At 71.3% G+C, this 16997-nt stretch carries 15 protein-coding genes; 11 read left to right on the top strand and 4 right to left on the bottom strand.

Translation table 11 applies throughout. From position 1 onward, the window contains the following. Positions 1 to 105 precede the first annotated feature (105 nt). Both ACIRC0_RS37055 and ACIRC0_RS37050 read right to left on the bottom strand, forming a co-directional pair. Positions 106 to 1665, bottom strand: a complete 1560-nt coding sequence (locus ACIRC0_RS37055) for a ricin-type beta-trefoil lectin domain protein (protein WP_403625702.1) — start codon at positions 1663 to 1665, stop codon at positions 106 to 108. A gap of 327 nt (positions 1666 to 1992) precedes the next feature. Then, on the bottom strand, positions 1993 to 2925 hold the full coding sequence (locus ACIRC0_RS37050; protein ID WP_263230297.1) for an RNA polymerase sigma factor SigF: 933 nt from the start codon (positions 2923 to 2925) through the stop codon (positions 1993 to 1995). Positions 2926 to 3164: 239 nt separating this feature from the next. Here ACIRC0_RS37050 and ACIRC0_RS37045 point away from each other — a divergent pair, with 239 nt between their 5' ends. From ACIRC0_RS37045 to ACIRC0_RS37020, 6 genes are all read left to right on the top strand, one after another. Further along, entirely contained in the window at positions 3165 to 3533 is a 369-nt protein-coding gene (locus ACIRC0_RS37045) for an STAS domain-containing protein (RefSeq protein WP_103837661.1), read from the top strand. Between the two features lie 254 nt (positions 3534 to 3787). Next, on the top strand, positions 3788 to 4333 hold the full coding sequence (locus tag ACIRC0_RS37040) for an ATP-binding protein (protein WP_403625699.1): 546 nt from the start codon (positions 3788 to 3790) through the stop codon (positions 4331 to 4333). A gap of 180 nt (positions 4334 to 4513) precedes the next feature. After that, positions 4514 to 5197 (top strand): LPXTG cell wall anchor domain-containing protein, encoded by a 684-nt coding sequence (locus ACIRC0_RS37035; protein ID WP_403625696.1) that lies wholly within the window; start codon positions 4514 to 4516, stop codon positions 5195 to 5197. A 28-nt stretch (positions 5198 to 5225) separates the two neighbouring features. Then, positions 5226 to 6143: a hypothetical protein gene (locus ACIRC0_RS37030; RefSeq protein WP_403625693.1), complete on the top strand. Its 918-nt coding sequence runs from the start codon at positions 5226 to 5228 to the stop codon at positions 6141 to 6143. Next, positions 6140 to 7216 (top strand): hypothetical protein, encoded by a 1077-nt coding sequence (locus tag ACIRC0_RS37025; RefSeq protein ID WP_403625690.1) that lies wholly within the window; start codon positions 6140 to 6142, stop codon positions 7214 to 7216. Before ACIRC0_RS37030 ends, ACIRC0_RS37025 begins: the two co-directional genes overlap by 4 nt. An 89-nt stretch (positions 7217 to 7305) precedes the next feature. Beyond that, positions 7306 to 8580, top strand: a complete 1275-nt coding sequence (locus ACIRC0_RS37020) for a hypothetical protein (RefSeq protein ID WP_403625713.1) — start codon at positions 7306 to 7308, stop codon at positions 8578 to 8580. Between the two features lie 69 nt (positions 8581 to 8649). Here ACIRC0_RS37020 and ACIRC0_RS37015 read toward each other — a convergent pair whose 3' ends face one another. Then, positions 8650 to 10146, bottom strand: coding sequence for an oligopeptide:H+ symporter (locus ACIRC0_RS37015; RefSeq protein ID WP_403625687.1), 1497 nt, complete (start codon positions 10144 to 10146; stop codon positions 8650 to 8652). Positions 10147 to 10679: 533 nt separating this feature from the next. Here ACIRC0_RS37015 and ACIRC0_RS37010 point away from each other — a divergent pair. Continuing rightward, positions 10680 to 11357, top strand: coding sequence for a response regulator transcription factor (locus tag ACIRC0_RS37010; RefSeq protein WP_086747411.1), 678 nt, complete (start codon positions 10680 to 10682; stop codon positions 11355 to 11357). A 222-nt stretch (positions 11358 to 11579) separates the two neighbouring features. Next, complete coding sequence (locus ACIRC0_RS37005; RefSeq protein WP_403625684.1) at positions 11580 to 12857, top strand: ATP-binding protein; 1278 nt, start codon at positions 11580 to 11582, stop codon at positions 12855 to 12857. A 132-nt stretch (positions 12858 to 12989) separates the two neighbouring features. On the opposite strand, the gene ACIRC0_RS37000 is transcribed toward ACIRC0_RS37005, so the two are convergent. Further along, entirely contained in the window at positions 12990 to 13535 is a 546-nt protein-coding gene (locus ACIRC0_RS37000; protein WP_403625711.1) for a GtrA family protein, read from the bottom strand. A 312-nt stretch (positions 13536 to 13847) separates the two neighbouring features. On the opposite strand from ACIRC0_RS37000, the gene ACIRC0_RS36995 reads away from it, so the two are divergent. The 3 genes from ACIRC0_RS36995 to ACIRC0_RS36985 are packed head-to-tail and all read left to right on the top strand — an operon-like array spanning position 13848 to position 16703. Further along, positions 13848 to 14987 (top strand): 5-(carboxyamino)imidazole ribonucleotide synthase, encoded by a 1140-nt coding sequence (locus ACIRC0_RS36995; RefSeq protein ID WP_403625681.1) that lies wholly within the window; start codon positions 13848 to 13850, stop codon positions 14985 to 14987. Beyond that, entirely contained in the window at positions 14984 to 15514 is a 531-nt protein-coding gene (gene purE, locus ACIRC0_RS36990) for a 5-(carboxyamino)imidazole ribonucleotide mutase (RefSeq protein ID WP_403625678.1), read from the top strand. The genes ACIRC0_RS36995 and purE overlap by 4 nt, the downstream gene beginning before the upstream one ends. Positions 15515 to 15518: 4 nt before the next feature. Beyond that, on the top strand, positions 15519 to 16703 hold the full coding sequence (locus tag ACIRC0_RS36985; protein ID WP_403625675.1) for a dipeptidase: 1185 nt from the start codon (positions 15519 to 15521) through the stop codon (positions 16701 to 16703). Positions 16704 to 16997: the final 294 nt, after the last annotated feature.

Raw genomic sequence — 16997 nt, 5'->3', positions numbered from 1 at the left:
TGCACACAGTCTCCAAACCAAGCGCCGGGAAGCAGCGAACGAAGAAGTCAACGAACCCACGACCCCGCCGCACAGGTTAAAGATCAAGCTAGCCGCCGTCATCCGTCAGGACGCGCCCGCCTTCCAGCGCTGTTCGTCGCCGCCCTGATCCCACATCAGGAACACCGTGTCGCCGCCGTACGGCGTCACCGCGTGGTCCGGGGCGATCGCCGGGCGGATCACTCCGCGGGAGTCCACCGTGAAGCGCAGGTTCCGGCCGTTGGAGCCGTCGACCGAGGAGCACTCCCAGATGCCGACGCCCCGGTAGGTGGAGCCGCGGCTGTCCAGGCAGAAGGCGGGGTCGGCCTCCGACTGCAGGACGCCGCGCGAGGTGTCGACGCGCCAGCGCTGCGTCGGGGACGACGTGCACGGGGCGGTGATGACGTCCGTGCCCAGGTCCATCACCCCGTCGCGGATGTCCAGGCACAGACCCGAGGCCACGTTCACGACCTGGGCGTACGTGCCGTTCGGCGGGTGCGGGGCCGGACGCTTCGGTTTCGGGGACGCCGGGTGCGTGGTCGCCGTGCGCGAGGGTGTCGGCGTCGGGCTCGGTGAGGTCGTCGCCGGAGTGGGGGAGGGGGACGGGGAGGGCGAGGACGACGGTGTCACCGAGACCGTCGCCGTCACCGTCACCGCGGGCGGCGGCGTCGGCCTGCGGATCTCGCTCGCGGCCCGCGCCGGCTGCGAACCGCCCGAGGTCATCAGGTAGACCAGCAGCGGAGCCAGCGCCACGCCCACGGCCGTCGCCGCCAGCGCGAACCGCCGCGACGGCCACCAGTCGGCGAGCCGGGCCCCGGCGACCGCGCTCTGCTCCTCCCCGTCGCTCCTCACGTACGCGGCGCCGCCCCACGGCAGCAGCCCCTCCGCCAGTGCCGTGCGCGGGGCGTCCCGCAGGTGCGACAGCTCCTCGTACGCGGTGGCACAGTGCACGCAGTACGCCATGTGGGCGTGCAGATCAGCGCTGTAGCGCGGCTTGTCGGGGCGCAGCGACTCCTCGATGAGCCGCCGGAAGTCCTGGCAGCGGGGGTTGCCCGAGCCGGCGAGCCGGGTCTTCAGGACCGACTCGCGCAGCGCCTTGAACGCCGGTTCGATGTCGTACGCCACGTCCTGCGGGGACAGGCCGAGCAGGACCGCCGTGCGCTCCGGCGGCTCCTGGTCGACGACGCCGTACCAGACCAGCCCCTGCACCCGGACCGGCAGCGCCTGGAACGCCGCCAGCATCGCCGGAGCCACGCCCTCGGGTCCGATCGCGCGCAGATGCGCGAGCAGCCCCGGATCGAGCCGGGCGGCGCGCTCGTCCGTCGCCCACGACTGGGTCACCCGGCCCGCGAGCAGCAGGAGTCGGTGGCGCCAGGGGCCGCGCGGGTCGGTGCCGCGGGCGGTGTCCCGGGCAGCGAGCGCGAACGCCTGCGCGGTCAGCTGCCGGGCCGCCGTCTCGTCGACCGTGCACAGCCGTGCGTAGCCGAGGACAGCGGTGCGGTGGCGGATGCGTAGTTCGCGCAGAGCTGGATACGCGGTCGGGGTGTCCGTCCTCAGCAGTTCGGTGAGGCGGGCGTCGGGCACCGTACCGTGCATGCCGACGCCGGCCTCGACGTCATCGTCGTCGTCCCGCTCCGCCCGGGTCATCCCGCTGCCTCCTCGCAGCCCGCGTGTGTCGGCGGGCACGCCTGGGACCCAGACGTACCGGCCGGTATGGGGTGACCATAGTGAGGGAAGTCACTCTGCGGGGAAAGGGGTTCCCGCGGGTAACCGGGGAACCCGTTGCGAGCAGGTGATGAACGGCCGGGGAACGGCCTGTGAGGCGGCTGGGGAACGCAAGTCGCCCGGTGCCCGGTCGAGTTCTGGGGTTCGGCCGGACACCGGGCGGCTGGTACCACTCGGCAGGTGCCACATGGCGGGCGTCACTCACCGCGCATCGCGGCGGCCCGCACTCGCCGCCCACCGCGGCGGGGCTCACTCCTCGACGGTGAGTCCCTTCCGCAGGCGCCCCAGGGTGCGGGACAGCAGCCGTGACACGTGCATCTGCGAGATGCCCAGCTCCTCGCCTATCTCCGACTGCGTCATGTTGGCCACGAAGCGCAGCGAGAGGATCTTCCGGTCACGCTGCGGAAGTTCGGCGATCAGCGGCTTCAGGGACTCGACGTACTCGATGCCCTCGAGCCCGTGGTCCTCGTAGCCGATGCGGTCCGCGAGCGCGCCCTCGGAGTCGTCCTCCTCGGGCTGGGCGTCGAGGGAGCTGGCCGTATACGCGTTCGACGCGGCCATGCCCTCGACGACCTCCTCGTTGGAGATGCCGAGGCGCTCGGCCAGCTCGGCGACGGTGGGTGCGCGGTCGAGCTTCTGGGCCAGTTCGTCGCCGGCCTTGGCCAGGTCGAGGCGGAGTTCCTGCAGCCGGCGTGGGACACGGACCGACCAGGACGTGTCGCGGAAGAAGCGCTTGATCTCACCGACGATCGTCGGCATCGCGAAGGTGGGGAACTCGACGCCTCTGCTGAGTTCGAACCGGTCGATGGCCTTGATCAGGCCGATCGTGCCCACCTGGATGATGTCCTCCATCGGCTCGCTGCGCGAGCGGAAGCGGGAGGCGGCGAACTTCACCAGGGCCAGGTTCAGTTCGACGAGCGTGTTGCGCACGTACGAATATTCGTGCGTGCCTTCTTCGAGTGACTCGAGCCTCTCGAAGAGAGTCTTGGAAAGGGCCCGGGCGTCGACCGGTCCCACTTCGTCGTACGGGGGAATCTCCGGTAGGTCGGCGAGGCCGTCGGGCCCGGTGGGGCCTTCGTGGTCGGCCAGGCCGTAGCCGTGGTCCGGTCGTTCCAGGGGGGTTGTCGACGTCGCCCTCTGGGTCTGCGATGCGTCGAGCCGGGGTGACATGATGTCCTCCATGGTTGTCGGCATATGGCCGCCGATGCCCATATGTGCACTGCGGTGTGCGGCGCCCTCCAAAGCCGGCCGTGTTGAATAGGTGTCTGTACTAGGCCTACCCGCTTTCGTTGACCGTTCGCAAGTGCGTACTGTGTCGAAATGTCCGAATTGGTAGGGTTGTTCGGGTGTCGAGAGGCGCACAGAGGGCGTAATGTTCGAGGGCGTCCAGCATCAACCACGACGGTCGGGAGAGAGACGGCATGGACCGCGGGACGGTCGGCAGCGCACAGTCGGGCCGGCTTCTGGTCGAGGTGCGACAAGAAGGCACGAGTGCCGTCGTGACCCCGGCGGGTGAGTTGGATCACCACACCGCCGATCTGCTGCGCGAACCTCTCGAGGACTGCCTCGAGAAGGGGTTCTCGCGCCTGGTCGTCGACTGCTCGAGGCTGGAGTTCTGTGACTCCACCGGGCTGAACGTCCTGCTCTCCGCGCGGCTGAAGGCCGAGTCCGCGGGTGGTGGGGTCCATCTCGTGGGGATGCAGCCGGTGGTGGCCCGGGTCTTCGAGATCACCGGGGCGGACGCCGTCTTCACCGTCCACGACACGCTGGACGCGGCGCTGGCCGAATGACGTCGCCGATGCTTCGCGTCCCGGATTCCTCCGCGTTATCGGCACGTTACGCGCGTCACAGATCCCCGGCCGAATCCGTGGGTGTTCCAGCGGTCCGGTCGGGCAGGAGACATGCTGACCATGTCGGCAGTGAGGGCGAAAGCCGCAAGAAGAGGGTCCCGAACGCACGGCAAGAGCAACATCCGACGGATACCACGTCGACCCCGTACTGAGTCTTGAATCGTGAACTGGTGAATCGGTGAGGTGAAGCGCTGATGAGCACCACCCGGCCCTACTCGCCGGGCGACCGCGGCCCCGAGCCCAGCGGCGCTTCCGGAACGCCCGCGCAGGGCCCGTCGGGCGAGGGTGCCTCGTCCGGTGCGCCCGCGGGGGAGGCGGCGCCCTCCTCCGGCCGGCAGGTCCGCAGGATGAGCTTCGCGGGCGAGAGCGGTGTCGTTCCGCTCGCCCGCGACTTCACCCGCCAGGCGCTGTACGCATGGGGCTGGCTGCCCGCCGCCACCGCCGACCAGCGGGCCGCGGCCGAGGACGTGCTGCTCGTCGTCTCCGAACTGGTCACCAACGCGTGCCTGCACGCCGAGGGTCCCGAAGAGCTGTGGATCGCGTGCGACAACAAGGTGCTGCGCATCGAGGTCTCGGACCGGGGCTCCGGCCAGCCCGCCCCGCGCACCCCGCACCGCGCCGGACGCCCCGGAGGCCACGGGATGTTCATCGTGCAGCGCCTCTGCCTGGACTGGGGCGTCATCAGGACCCCCGGCGTCGCCGGCAAGACGGTGTGGGCGGAGCTCGGCGCGCCCGCGTGACACGGCTAGGTCACCTCGCGGGTGGCTGACCTCCGGTTACCCGCGGTTCGAACCCTTCTTCGTACGACACGCCTCGCGCGCCCGATCGCCACGGATCCCGCGCGCATTGTGTCTTCCCTCCCCACGGCCCCGGGCGTACCTTGACGGCCCATCTGATGTGCCGTCAGGAATGAGGGGACCGTGTCGTACCACAAACGAAGCGCGGCGCTCGCGGCCGCCGCTGTCCTGGCCGGCTCGGCGGTCCTGACGGCCGCTCCCGTGGCCCGGGCCGACGTCGTCGACGTCAACTACCAGTGCAAGACGCCGATCGGCGACAAGAGCGCCGTCTCGCCCATCGACATCAAGGGCGTCCGGAGCGGCAGCGGCTACAGGATCACCATGTCCTGGCAGAAGGGCGTCTCCTCCAGCCCGGTCGAACTGGGCAAGGGCGCGATGAGCCCGAGCGCCACGATCGTCCTGGGCGGCGCCGACAGCGGCACCCTGACGGTCAGGGGCCCGGCCAACCAGGCGGCGATCCCCGCCGACACCCCCATCAAGATCAGCGACTTGAGCGGCACGTACACGCCCAGGAAGACCGGCAAGGTCACCTTCACCGCGGGTGTGCTCACCATCAAGGCGCTCGGTACGACGACCACGTGCACGCCCGCCAACCGCCCGAGCCCGTCCCTGACCCTCGACGTCACGGCGGCCGGCGGCGGCACCTCCGGCTCCGCCTCGAGCGGCTCCGCCCCCAGCGGGCAGCTGCCGCAGACCGGACCCGAGGACTCCGTGGTCGCCCTCGGCACCCTCGGCGGCACCGTCCTGCTCGCCGGCGCGGCCGGGGTGCTGTGGCTGACCCGCCGCAACCAGGCGGTACGCCACTGAGCCGACCCTCGTACCAGCAGGAGCCGCCATGCCGTACGTCCGCCCCGCCTCCGCCTGTGCCCTCGCTCTCGCCGTCGCCTGTGCGAGCCCGCTGGTCGCTGCGCCCGCCGTCGCCGACGCCGGCTGGTCCCTCGGCGGTGCGGGCGGGCGGCCGTACGTGTACGCGGAGGGCGAGCCCGGGACGGTCCTCGAGGACGCGGTGTCGGTGCGCAACCCGGGCGGGCGGCCGCTGACCGTCCGGCTGAGCGGAGCCCACGAGGCACGGGGGGCACCGGGGGACTGCGGCCCCTGGATCGCCTTCGCACGCACGACGGGAGGGCGCCGGATCCCGGTGCGCACCGTCTCGGTGACCGTGCCCGCCCGTACCCGCGCCGACGTGCCGTTCACCGTGGCGGTGCCCGCGGGAGCGGCACCCGGCGACCACCCGGGCGTGGTCGTGGCGAGCAGGGGCGGCCGCTCCACCGCCGTACGCCTCCGAGTCCGCGTCGTCGGACCGGCGTTGCCCGCGCTGACCGTGGAGCACGTGGCGGTGCGCGGCGGACGGATCTCCTACGAGCTGGTCAACCGCGGTACGACCGTGCTGACCCCGAGGCTCGCCGTGCGCGCGAACGGTGTCCTCGGCCGGGTCCTGGACCGCCCCGAGCGCACCCTGCCCCTCGACCTGCCGCCCGGCCGCCGGGTCCGGCTCACCGAGCCGTGGCCGCACCACCCGGTGCTCGACGCGGTGCACGTCCGGGTGACGGTCACGGCGGCGGGCGGGGCGCACGCTTCCGGGGCGGCGTCAGCACGGTTCGTGCCGTGGGGCGTGGTGGCGGACAGCGGGACGGGGCTGCTCGCGGCTGCGGTCGCCGGTGTCGTCGTAGGGCGGCGCAGGCACCGGCCGCCGGACCGGCAGACCGGCGAACGGCCGTGCACGGGCGTCGAGTTGACGGGCGCGCCGAGGTGAAGAGGCGTATCTCCGCACTGGTGGCGGTGCTGGCGCCCGTGGCGGTGCTCGCGCTCGTCCTGGCGCCCCTGGCGGCGCCCGCCTCGGGCGCCGGCAAACCGGCCGTCGAGCTGTCCGCGTCCCAGGCGGGTACCGGCGGTTCGATCACCGTGTCCGGCGGCGGCTGGCGGGCGAAGACGCTGCTGATGATCCTCATCTGCGGGCAGGCCACGCCGTCCCGGGGAGTGATCGGCGGCACCAACTCCTGCGCCAACGCGGACGGACGGGCCGTCACGACCGACGCGCGGGGCCACTTCAGCAGGAAGCTGCCGGTGGCCGAACCGCCCGCGCCATGCCCCTGCGTGGTGCACGTCGCCACCGTCACCGGGACCGGGGCGACCGCCGACGCAGCCTTCCAGGTCGCCGGGCACGCCGTCCAGCCGCTGCCCGCGGAGTCCGGCGCCGGGCGTCTGTCGGTGCTGACGGACACCCGTCTCGACGGCTCCAGTGGGCTGCTGACCTGGTTCGGGGCGCCGCCGCAGCGCACGCTCGTGTTCACGGTCGGCAACGTCGGCTCGTCACCGGTGAGGGATCCCGTCTTCCGGGTCGGCACCTCGCACGGCGTGTTCGCGCCGCAGTGGGACGAGCGGCAGTGGCACGGCACGGTCGCGCCCGGCAGGAAGGCGGAGATCAGGCTGCCGGTGGAGCTCACGGCGGGCGCCCACGGCGACTACACGGTCTCCCTCCAGTACGGCGGCAAGGTCCTCGCCGAGCAGCCGTGGGGCGTGGGCCGGCCCTGGGGCGTGACCGTCTTCTGGGTCCTGGCCTGCCTGGTCGTGCCGACGGCCACCTTCCGCGCCGGCATGGCGGTCGTGGATCGGGTCCGGCCGCGCGCCGCGGTGGTACGCCACCGGGGGCTTCGGCTGCCCGGCGTCGCCCCGCGCCCGCCGAAGCCGCCCGCTCCCGCGAGGACCGGCAGCACTTCGGCCCTGCCGTGGTTCACCCCGGACACGGATCCGGGGACCGCGGCGAGCGGCCGGCTCTCCGCACCGCACGAGGACAGTCCGGCGACCCCGACGAAGGGAAACACGTGAGAACGCAACGCAGAGTGTCCAAGGCGGCGGGCGGAACCAGCGCGGCCGGTCACAGTGGCAGAAGGGCGGCCGCGGCAGGAGCGGCAATGATGCTGGGCGGTGCGGGCCTTCTGCTCGGCGTCGCCGCGGCACCGGCCCAGGCGGCCGAGGTGTCGTACGCCACCGAGTGCATCCCGCCCCCGATCTCCGGGCTGCCCCCGGTCGAGGGCACCACGAAGGTGGAGATCACGGCACCGGCCGAGGCCAAGATCGGCGACGAGGTCAAGGTCACCTGGAAGTTCCTGCAGGCCGCTTCCAAGAACCCCGACGTGCTCGACCTGGACAAGGACACGGTCAAGCCGACCGGCACGCTGAAGGCGGGCGGCGCGCAGACCGCCGACATCGCCATGGAGGGGCCGCGGTCGAACCCGCCGATCCCCAAGAACAGCGACATGAAGCTGTCCGACATGACGGGCACCGTGAAGCTGACGACGGCGGGCGAGGTGACGCTGACCCCGGACGCGTACACCATCAACGTCAACAAGCCGATCTCCACGGACACCAAGTGCACCCCGAAGGAAAGGGTGGGACCGGCGGCGACCATCAAGGTGACCGGCGGGAGCGGGGGAGTGGGCGGTACGACGGGCGGGCTGCCGACGGTGGTGCCGACCAGCCCCCCGACGGGCCTGCCGACCGCGTCCTCGACCGCGACGCCCCCGACGGCCACCTCCTCCGCGACGTCCCCGACGGCGAGCGCGAGTGCGACCGGCGGCGACGGCGGGCAGACGGACTTCACGGGCAAGGAGGTCCAGGTCCCGTACGCCTGCAAGACGCCCATCGGCGACAAGAGCGCCACGTCGCCGGTGCAGATCGACGCGAAGAAGGACGGCGGGAACTTCGATCTCACCGTGCGGTTGAGGAAGTCGGTGATGAACAGCCCGGCGGACATCCCCAAAGGCTCGGTGAAACCGTCGATGGAGGTCGTGGTGGGCGGCGCGGACAAGGGCACGGTCCATGTCGAGGGCCCGGCGAACGCGCAGGACATCAAGTCGGGCGATCCGATCGAGATCCCGGACCTGACGGGAACGTACAGACCGGGCGCGAGCGGGGAGTCGACGCTGTCGCCGGGCGTGCTGACCATCAAGGCCCTCGGCACGACCACGACGTGCACCCCGACGAAGACGGAGGTGTCGCTGACGCTGGACACCGCGCGGCAGCCGGGCGGGACGTCCGGAGGCACGTCGTCGGGCGGTACGACGGGCGGCGGCCTGGCCCAGACGGGCACGGACGACCACGGCACCCTCAAGGCCCTCGGCCTGGTGGCGGGTACGGCGATCCTGCTGGGCGGCGCGGTCTTCACGTTCCTGCCCCGCCGCGTTCGCTGACCCCGCAGAACGGCGGAGGGCCGCCGCATCCACGTGGGTGCGGCGGCCCTCCGAGAGCCGGGAGCGACGTCAGTGCACGTCGCCCATGAGCTCCTTGACCTTGCTGCGGTACATCCACACCGCCAGACCGGCGACCACGGCGAGCGCGGCCTGCAGGGCCACGATGCCCGTCTTGTTCAGGTCGACGCCCGCGATCGACAGCAGGCCGGTCGTGGCGTCACCGGCGGTGACGGCCAGGAACCAGACACCCATCATCTGGGAGGCGTACTTCGCCGGCGCCATCTTCGTGGTGACCGACAGACCCACCGGCGACAGCGTCAGCTCACCGATCGTCTGCACGAAGTAGATCGCCACCAGCCACATCGCGGCAGCCTTGTGACCGCCGTCGGCGATCCCCAGCGGGGCGAGGAAGAGGAAGAAGGACGCGCCGATCAGGACCAGGCCCATCGCGAACTTCACCGCGGTGCTCGGCTCCTTGCCGCGCCGGGCCAGCGCCAGCCACGCCCAGGCGAAGACCGGGGCCAGCGCCATGATCATGACCGGGTTGACCGACTGGTACCAGGAGACCGGGAAGTTCCAGCCGAAGATCGTGTTCTTCGCCGAGGAGTCGGCGAACAGCGACACCGTCGAGCCGCCCTGGTCGTAGATCATCCAGAACACGGCCGCGGCGACGAAGAACCAGATGTACGCCGTCATCTTCGACTGCTCGGTGCGGTCCAGCTCCTTGTCCCGCTTGATGCGGGCGATGACCAGGACCGGGATGATCAGGCCGGCGAGGGTGATCGGGACCAGCAGCCAGTTCAGCGTGTAGACGCCGGAGAAACCGACGATCGCGTAGAAGACGACCGCGACGCCCGCCCACAGGGCGGCCTTGGTCAGGGTGGCCTTCTTCTGCTCGGCCGTCAGCGGGGTCGGGACGACCTGCGAGCGGGAGCTGAGGTGACGGCCGCCGAGCAGGAACTGGCCGAGGCCGAGCGCCATGCCGAGCGCGGCGAGCGCGAAGCCCAGGTGCCAGTTGACGTTCTGGCCGACGGTGCCGATGACCAGCGGCGCGGCGAAGGCACCGAGGTTGATGCCGATGTAGAAGAGGGTGAAGCCACCGTCGCGGCGCGGGTCGTCCGGGCCCTCGTAGAGGTGGCCGACCATCGTGGAGATGTTCGCCTTCAGCAGGCCCGAGCCGATCGCGACGAGGCCGAGACCGGCGAAGAAGGTACCGGCGGTGGGCAGGGCCAGCGTGAGGTGGCCCAGCATGATGACGAAGCCCGCCACGGCGACCGTCTTGCGCGGACCGAGGACCCGGTCGGCGAACCAGCCGCCCGGCAGGGCGAGCAGGTACACGAGCGACAGGTACACCGAGTAGATCGCGGTCGCGGTGGCCGCGCTCATGTGCAGGCCGCCCGGTGCCACCAGGTACAGCGGGAGGAGTGCCTTCATGCCGTAGTAGGAGAACCGCTCCCACATCTCCGTCATGAAGAGTGTGGCCAGTCCGCGGGGGTGGCCGAAGAAGGTCTTCTCGGATCCGGGGGTGCCCGGGCGGACCGAGTCCTTCGTCAGGCTGGACGCCATGGTCGTTCCTTGCTGGTCGGGACGCGCTGCACGAGCGGCAGGCGCCCGTGGGGGGACGGCCGGCACCGGCGGGATCGGACGTCCGCCCCACGCCCACGGGGTGTCCGCCCCGGATCACGGAGCGATGGACGACGACCACCGGGATCCACGCCTCTACGCGCGTTGAGCGCTCAAGGCCCGGCCACAGGTCATTCCTTCAAGGCTGGGAGGAGGCCAGCCCGCACACAAAAGAGACCTTCAGCGTCGAACTACCGCCAAAGGTCCCTGCTGGTGCTACAGGCGTTCTCTTCACCATACGGCACGGCACAGCCGGATATGGAAGGACTTGAGACACGGATCACAGGTAGTTACGGAACTATGGTCGCCCATTCCAAGGTCTACACCCAAATGGCCCCCAAGAGGTGCAGGCGCGACCACACAGCGTGACGTACGGTGTCGCCGCCGCATCGTCCCAGGTCCAGGTAAGAATTCGCATCTTCATCACACCCGCGCTCACACCTTTGCTCTCGTCCTCGGCGGACTACCATCACCCCATGACCCGTGTACTGCTCGCCGAGGACGACGCGTCCATCTCGGAGCCGCTGGCCCGTGCCCTGCGCCGGGAGGGTTACGAGGTCGAGGTGCGCGAGGACGGACCCACCGCGCTCGACGCCGGAATGCAGGGTGGCGTCGACTTGGTCGTGCTGGACCTCGGGCTGCCCGGCATGGACGGTCTGGAGGTGGCCCGCCGGCTGCGCGCCGAGGGCCACACCGTCCCGATCCTGATCCTGACCGCACGGGCCGACGAGGTGGACACCGTCGTCGGCCTCGACGCGGGCGCCGACGACTACGTCACCAAGCCGTTCCGGCTGGCCGAACTGCTCGCCCGGGTCCGCGCCCTGCTGCGGCGCGGCGCCACCGAGCCCGCGCAACCGCCCGCCACGCACGGCGTGCGCATCGACGTGGAGTCGCACCGGGCCTGGATGGGCGACGAGGAGCTGCAGCTCACCGCGAAGGAGTTCGACCTCCTCCGGGTCCTGGTCCGGGACGCGGGCCGGGTCGTCACGCGCGACCAGCTGATGCGCGAGGTCTGGGACACGACGTGGTGGTCGTCCACGAAGACCCTGGACATGCACATCTCCTGGCTCCGCAAGAAGCTGGGCGACGACGCGGCGAACCCGCGGTACATCGCGACGGTACGGGGCGTGGGCTTCCGGTTCGAGAAGAACTGACGGCTTCGGTCGGCCGACGTCGCTGCAGCTGCGGGCAGTCGTGCCGCAGGGGCGATGGGGGTCTTCCCTGCTCGAGCGAAGTCGAGAGCTTGGGGGAGGGTGCGCGCAGCGGCACCGGCGAGCGCCGAGGAGCGAAACCCACCCCCGCCCAGCCCCGGCACAGGGGGCCACGCCAACCAGAGGCACACTGGTCGTCGTACCTGTTCCCCGCCGGAGGCCTCCGTGCGTCGTCGTCTCATCCAGTCCACCCTCGCCGTCGTCCTCGTGGTGATCGCGGTCTTCGGCGTCTCCCTCGTGATCGTCGAGACCCGGACGATCAGCAACAGCGCCCAGGAGCGCGTCGACTCCGAGGCGCTGCGCCTTGCCAGCATCGTGGACAGCCGGATCCTCGGCGACGAGAAGGTCAGCGCCGCGGTCTTCAAGGACCAGGTCACCGGCGACAGGTACGCGGTGATCGACATCCCCGGCCAGCCCACCATCCGGGTCGGCAATCAGCCCACCGGTGACGTCATCCACTCCACGACCAAGGGCGAGGAGGGGGAGACGGTCCGCGTCGAGGAACCCCGCTCCGCCGTCACGCGTGAAGTCGGCCGTACGCTGCTGATCATCGCCCTGGTGGCGCTGCTCGCGATCATCGCGGCGGTGCTGCTCGCGGTGCGCCAGGCCAACCGTCTGGCCTCCCCGCTCACCGACCTCGCCGAGACCGCCGAGCGCCTCGGCTCCGGCGACCCGCGGCCGCGCCACAAGCGGTACGGCGTCCCGGAGCTGGACCGGGTCGCCGATGTCCTGGACGCCTCCGCCGAGCGGATCGCCCGCATGCTGACCGCCGAGCGGCGCCTGGCGGCCGACGCCTCGCACCAGCTGCGCACGCCCCTGACGGCGCTCTCCATGCGGCTGGAGGAGATCACGCTCACCGACGACCCGGACACGGTGAAGGAGGAGGCGACGATCGCGCTGACGCAGGTGGAACGGCTCACGGATGTCGTGGAGCGGCTGCTGACGAACGCCCGTGACCCGCGCACCGGCTCCGCCGTCTCCTTCGACCTGGACGAGGTCATCCAGCAGCAGCTCGCCGAGTGGCGGCCCGCCTACCGCAGCGCGGGGCGTGCGATCGTCAGCTCCGGCAAACGGCATCTGCGGGCCGTGGGGACGCCGGGGGCGGTCGCCCAGGTGCTGGCGGCGCTGATCGAGAACTCGCTCATGCACGGGGGCGGCACGGTCGCCCTGCGCACCCGGGTCACCGGCAACCAGGCGGTCGTCGAGGTCACGGACGAGGGGCCGGGGGTGCCGCCGGAACTGGGCTCCCGCATCTTCGAGCGCACCATCAGCGGGCGTAACTCCACGGGCATCGGGCTCGCGGTGGCGCGTGACCTCGCGGAGGCCGACGGCGGCCGTCTGGAGATGCTCCAGGCCAAGCCCCCGGTCTTCGGCCTGTTCCTGTCCCGGACCCCGCTGAAGGTGCCCGCCGAACCGGAGGAACCGGAACCCACAGTGAGGTGAACCGGGGAGCGGGGGACCCGGTGAAGCGGCGGTCGGTCAGGACTTACTTCGCCGCACCAGGCCGGGCGATGTCCTTCGCCTGACCACGCAGGGTGATGTGCCGCTCAGGCGCCGGCTGGGCGATGCCTCCGGTCAGCGGTTCACGTGCTCGTCGTGGCGGCGCTGCTGCATCTCCGCCTCCTGGAGAATCGACTCGGCGCCCGCCACCGCCGACGCCGCCGGGATGGCCTTGAACACCCAGGTGCGGTAGGACCAGAAACGGAACAGCGTCCCGAGGCCGATGCCGAGGAACTTGAACACGTTGCTCTGCAGCGGGCTGTCCCAGCCGAACCCGTACGTCGCCAGGAACAGCACGCCGTTCTCGATCACCAGCCCGGCCGCGCTGAACACCAGGAACAGGGTCATCTCGCGGGTGCGCCCGCTCTTGTCCCGGTCCCGGTAGGTGAAGTAGCGGAAGCCGATGTAGTTGAAGGCGATCGCGACGACCGTGGCGATGATGCTCGCCCGGACCACCTGGAGCCCCGTGACATTCCGCACGAGGTTGAACACCAGGAGGTTGACCAGCAGTCCCGCCCCGCCGACCGCGCCGAATTTGGCGATCTCGCGCAGCAGCCGGTCGAACTTCCGGCGCACTGCGGCCTGGGGCCTGTCCTGCAGACTTGTGGAACCACTGCCCATCGTGTCGCCAGCCCCCGTCGGGTCGGTCGTACTCGGTTGCATCCGTCGTCTCGTTCGTGTCGATCGGTCCTACCGGCCCCTCGGCCGCAAGCGCCGAACGGCTCCGTCAACCCGGCCATGCTAACGAGCGCCGGTGAACGATGTCCGGGGACCATACATGAGGACGGAAAGAAAGCAGTCCGGGCCCCGTTCCGGAAACTCCTCGTCGTTTTCCTTCGGGTACCCCTTCGGAAGTCCCTCGGAAACGGCCCGCCAAACGGCCTCCGCGGGCACGTAAACCGGCCTCCCCGGCCAGGCCGATACCCTAGGTGCGTGACGTTCCCGGTAGTAGGCATGGTCGGCGGTGGCCAGCTCGCTCGTATGACCCACGAGGCAGGCATCCCGCTGGGCATCAGGTTCAAGCTCCTCAGTGACACACCCCAGGACTCCGCGGCACAGGTCGTCGGCGACGTCGTCGTCGGCGACTACCGCGACCTGGAGACGCTGCGTGCCTTCGCGCAGGGCTGTGACGTGATCACCTTCGATCACGAGCACGTGCCCACCGAGCACCTGCGGGCCCTGGAGGCGGACGGCATCGCCGTGCGTCCCGGCCCGGACGCGCTCGTGCACGCCCAGGACAAGGGCGTGATGCGCGCCAAACTCGACGCGATCGGTGTGCCGTGCCCGCGGCACCGGATCGTCAGCGACCCCGAGGACGTCGCCGCGTTCGCCGCCGAGGGAGACGGCTTCCCGGTCGTCCTCAAGACCGTCCGCGGCGGCTACGACGGCAAGGGCGTGTGGGTGGTGGACTCCGTCGAGGAGGCCGCCGACCCGTTCCGCGCCGGCGTCCCGGTCCTCGCCGAGGAGAAGGTCGACTTCGTCCGGGAGCTGGCCGCCAACGTCGTGCGGTCGCCGCACGGGCAGGCAGTCGCCTACCCGGTCGTGGAGTCCCAGCAGGTGAACGGCGTCTGCGACACCGTGATAGCGCCGGCCCCCGACCTGGACGAGGGCCTGGCCCTCCAGGCCGAGCAGCTCGCGCTCACCATCGCCAAGGAACTGGGTGTCGTCGGTCACCTCGCCGTGGAGCTGTTCCAGACCCGCGACGGCCGCATCCTCGTCAACGAGCTGGCGATGCGCCCGCACAACTCGGGCCACTGGTCGATGGACGGCGCGATCACCTCGCAGTTCGCCAACCACGTGCGGGCCGTCCTCGACCTGCCGCTCGGCGACCCGCGCCCGCGCGCCAAGTGGACGGTCATGGTCAACGTCCTCGGCGGCGACTACCCCGACATGTACTCGGCGTACCTGCACTGCATGGCGCGCGACCCGCAGCTCAAGATCCACATGTATGGCAAGGACGTGAAGCCCGGCCGCAAGGTGGGCCATGTCAACACCTACGGCGACGACCTCGACGACGTGCTGGAGCGCGCCCGTCACGCAGCCGGCTACCTGAGAGGCACGATCACCGAATGAGCCCTGTTGTTGGCATCGTCATGGGGTCGGACTCCGACTGGCCCGTCATGGAGGCCGCCGCCAAGGCCCTCGACGAGTTCGAGATCGCGTACGAGGTCGACGTCGTCTCCGCGCACCGTATGCCGCGCGAGATGATCACGTATGGCGAGCAGGCGGCGGACCGTGGTCTGAAGGTGATCATCGCGGGCGCCGGGGGCGCCGCCCACCTGCCCGGCATGCTCGCCTCGGTCACCCCGCTGCCCGTCATCGGCGTCCCGGTCCCGCTGAAGTACCTGGACGGCATGGACTCGCTGCTGTCGATCGTGCAGATGCCGGCCGGTGTCCCCGTGGCCACCGTGTCCGTCGCCGGGGCCCGCAACGCCGGGCTGCTCGCGGCGCGCATCCTCGCCGCGCACGACGAGGACCTCCTGCAGCGGATGCGCGAGTTCCAGCAGGACCTCAACGACCAGGCCACCGAGAAGGGCAAGCGCCTGCGCTCCAAGGTCGAGGGAGCGGCGGCGGGCTTCGGCTTCAACTCGGGGAAGTGACGCGATGACCTCGCCGTCCCTTGAGGCAGCCCGGGAACTGCTGCGGGAGTTCCCGGTCGTCGACGGGCACAACGACCTGCCCTGGGCGCTGCGCAAACAGGTCCGCTACGACCTCGACGCCCTGGACATCGCCCGGCATCAGAGCGCCCGCCTGCACACCGACCTGCCCCGCCTGCGCGAGGGCGGGGTCGGCGCCCAGTACTGGTCGGTGTACGTGCCCTGCGACCTGCCCGACCCGGTGGCCGCGACGCTGGAACAGATCGACTGCGTACACCAGCTGCTCGCCCGCTACCCGGCGGACCTGGCCCCCGCCCTGACCGCCGCCGACATGGAGACGGCGCGCAAGGACGGCCGGATCGCCTCCCTCATGGGCGCCGAGGGCGGCCACTCCATCGCGAACTCGCTCGGCACGCTGCGCGGCCTGTACGGGCTCGGCGTGCGCTACATGACCCTCACCCACAACGACAACGTGGCGTGGGCGGACTCCGCGACGGACGAACCGGGCGTCGGCGGCCTCTCGGACTTCGGCCGTGAGGTGGTCCGGGAGATGAACCGCCTCGGCATGCTCGTCGACCTCTCGCACGTGGCGGCGACCACGATGCGCGACGCGCTGGACACCACCGAAGCGCCGGTGATCTTCTCCCACTCCTCCGCCCGCGCGGTGTGCGACCACCCGCGCAACATCCCCGACGACGTCCTCGAACGCCTGCCCGCCAACGGCGGAGTGGCCATGGTGACGTTCGTGCCGAAGTTCGTCCTCCAGGCGGCCGTCGACTGGACGGCCGCGGCGGACGAGAACATGCGCGCGCACGGCCTGCACCCCCTCGACACCACCCCCGAGGCGATGAAGGTCCACCGCGCCTTCGAGGAGCGCACCCCGCGCCCGGTCGCCACGGTCGCGACGGTCGCCGACCACCTCGACCACATGCGTGAGGTGGCGGGCATCGACCACGTCGGCATCGGCGGCGACTACGACGGCACCGCCTTCACCCCGGACGGCCTGGGCGACGTCTCCGGCTACCCGAACCTGATCGCGGAGCTGCTGGTCCGCGGCTGGTCGAGGGCCGACCTGGCCAAGCTGACCTGGCAGAACGCGGTACGGGTGCTGGGCGCGGCCGAGGACGTGGCGCGCGACCTGCAGACCACACGCGCGCCGTCCCACGCGACCATCGAGGACCTCGACGGCTGACGTCCTGGAGGGTCGGGCGGGTCCGGAAGCCCGGCGCACCCGCCCGACCCTCCCGGCTCCGCCGGGACCGCGCACGCGCCCGAGCGGTTGTCCTGCCGGGTGGGAGACGCGAACGGCGCATTGCCGCCCGCCCGACTGTGCGGGGAGCGGCGCACGCGCCCGAGTCGCCGCCCGCCCGGTTCCGCGGCGGCGGACGCACCCAGCCGCCGCCCGCCCGCTTCTGCGGGGACCCGCGTACGCGCCCGAGTAGCCACCTGTACGGCCCCGCTGTCGACTGCGGGGCCGGACAGGACC

The sequence above is a fragment of the Streptomyces sp. NPDC093984 genome (assembly GCF_044764595.1).
Classification (GTDB): domain Bacteria; phylum Actinomycetota; class Actinomycetes; order Streptomycetales; family Streptomycetaceae; genus Streptomyces; species Streptomyces cynarae.
The sequence above is the reverse complement of the archived record's forward strand: the minus strand, read 5'-3'. Positions and strand labels throughout refer to the sequence as shown.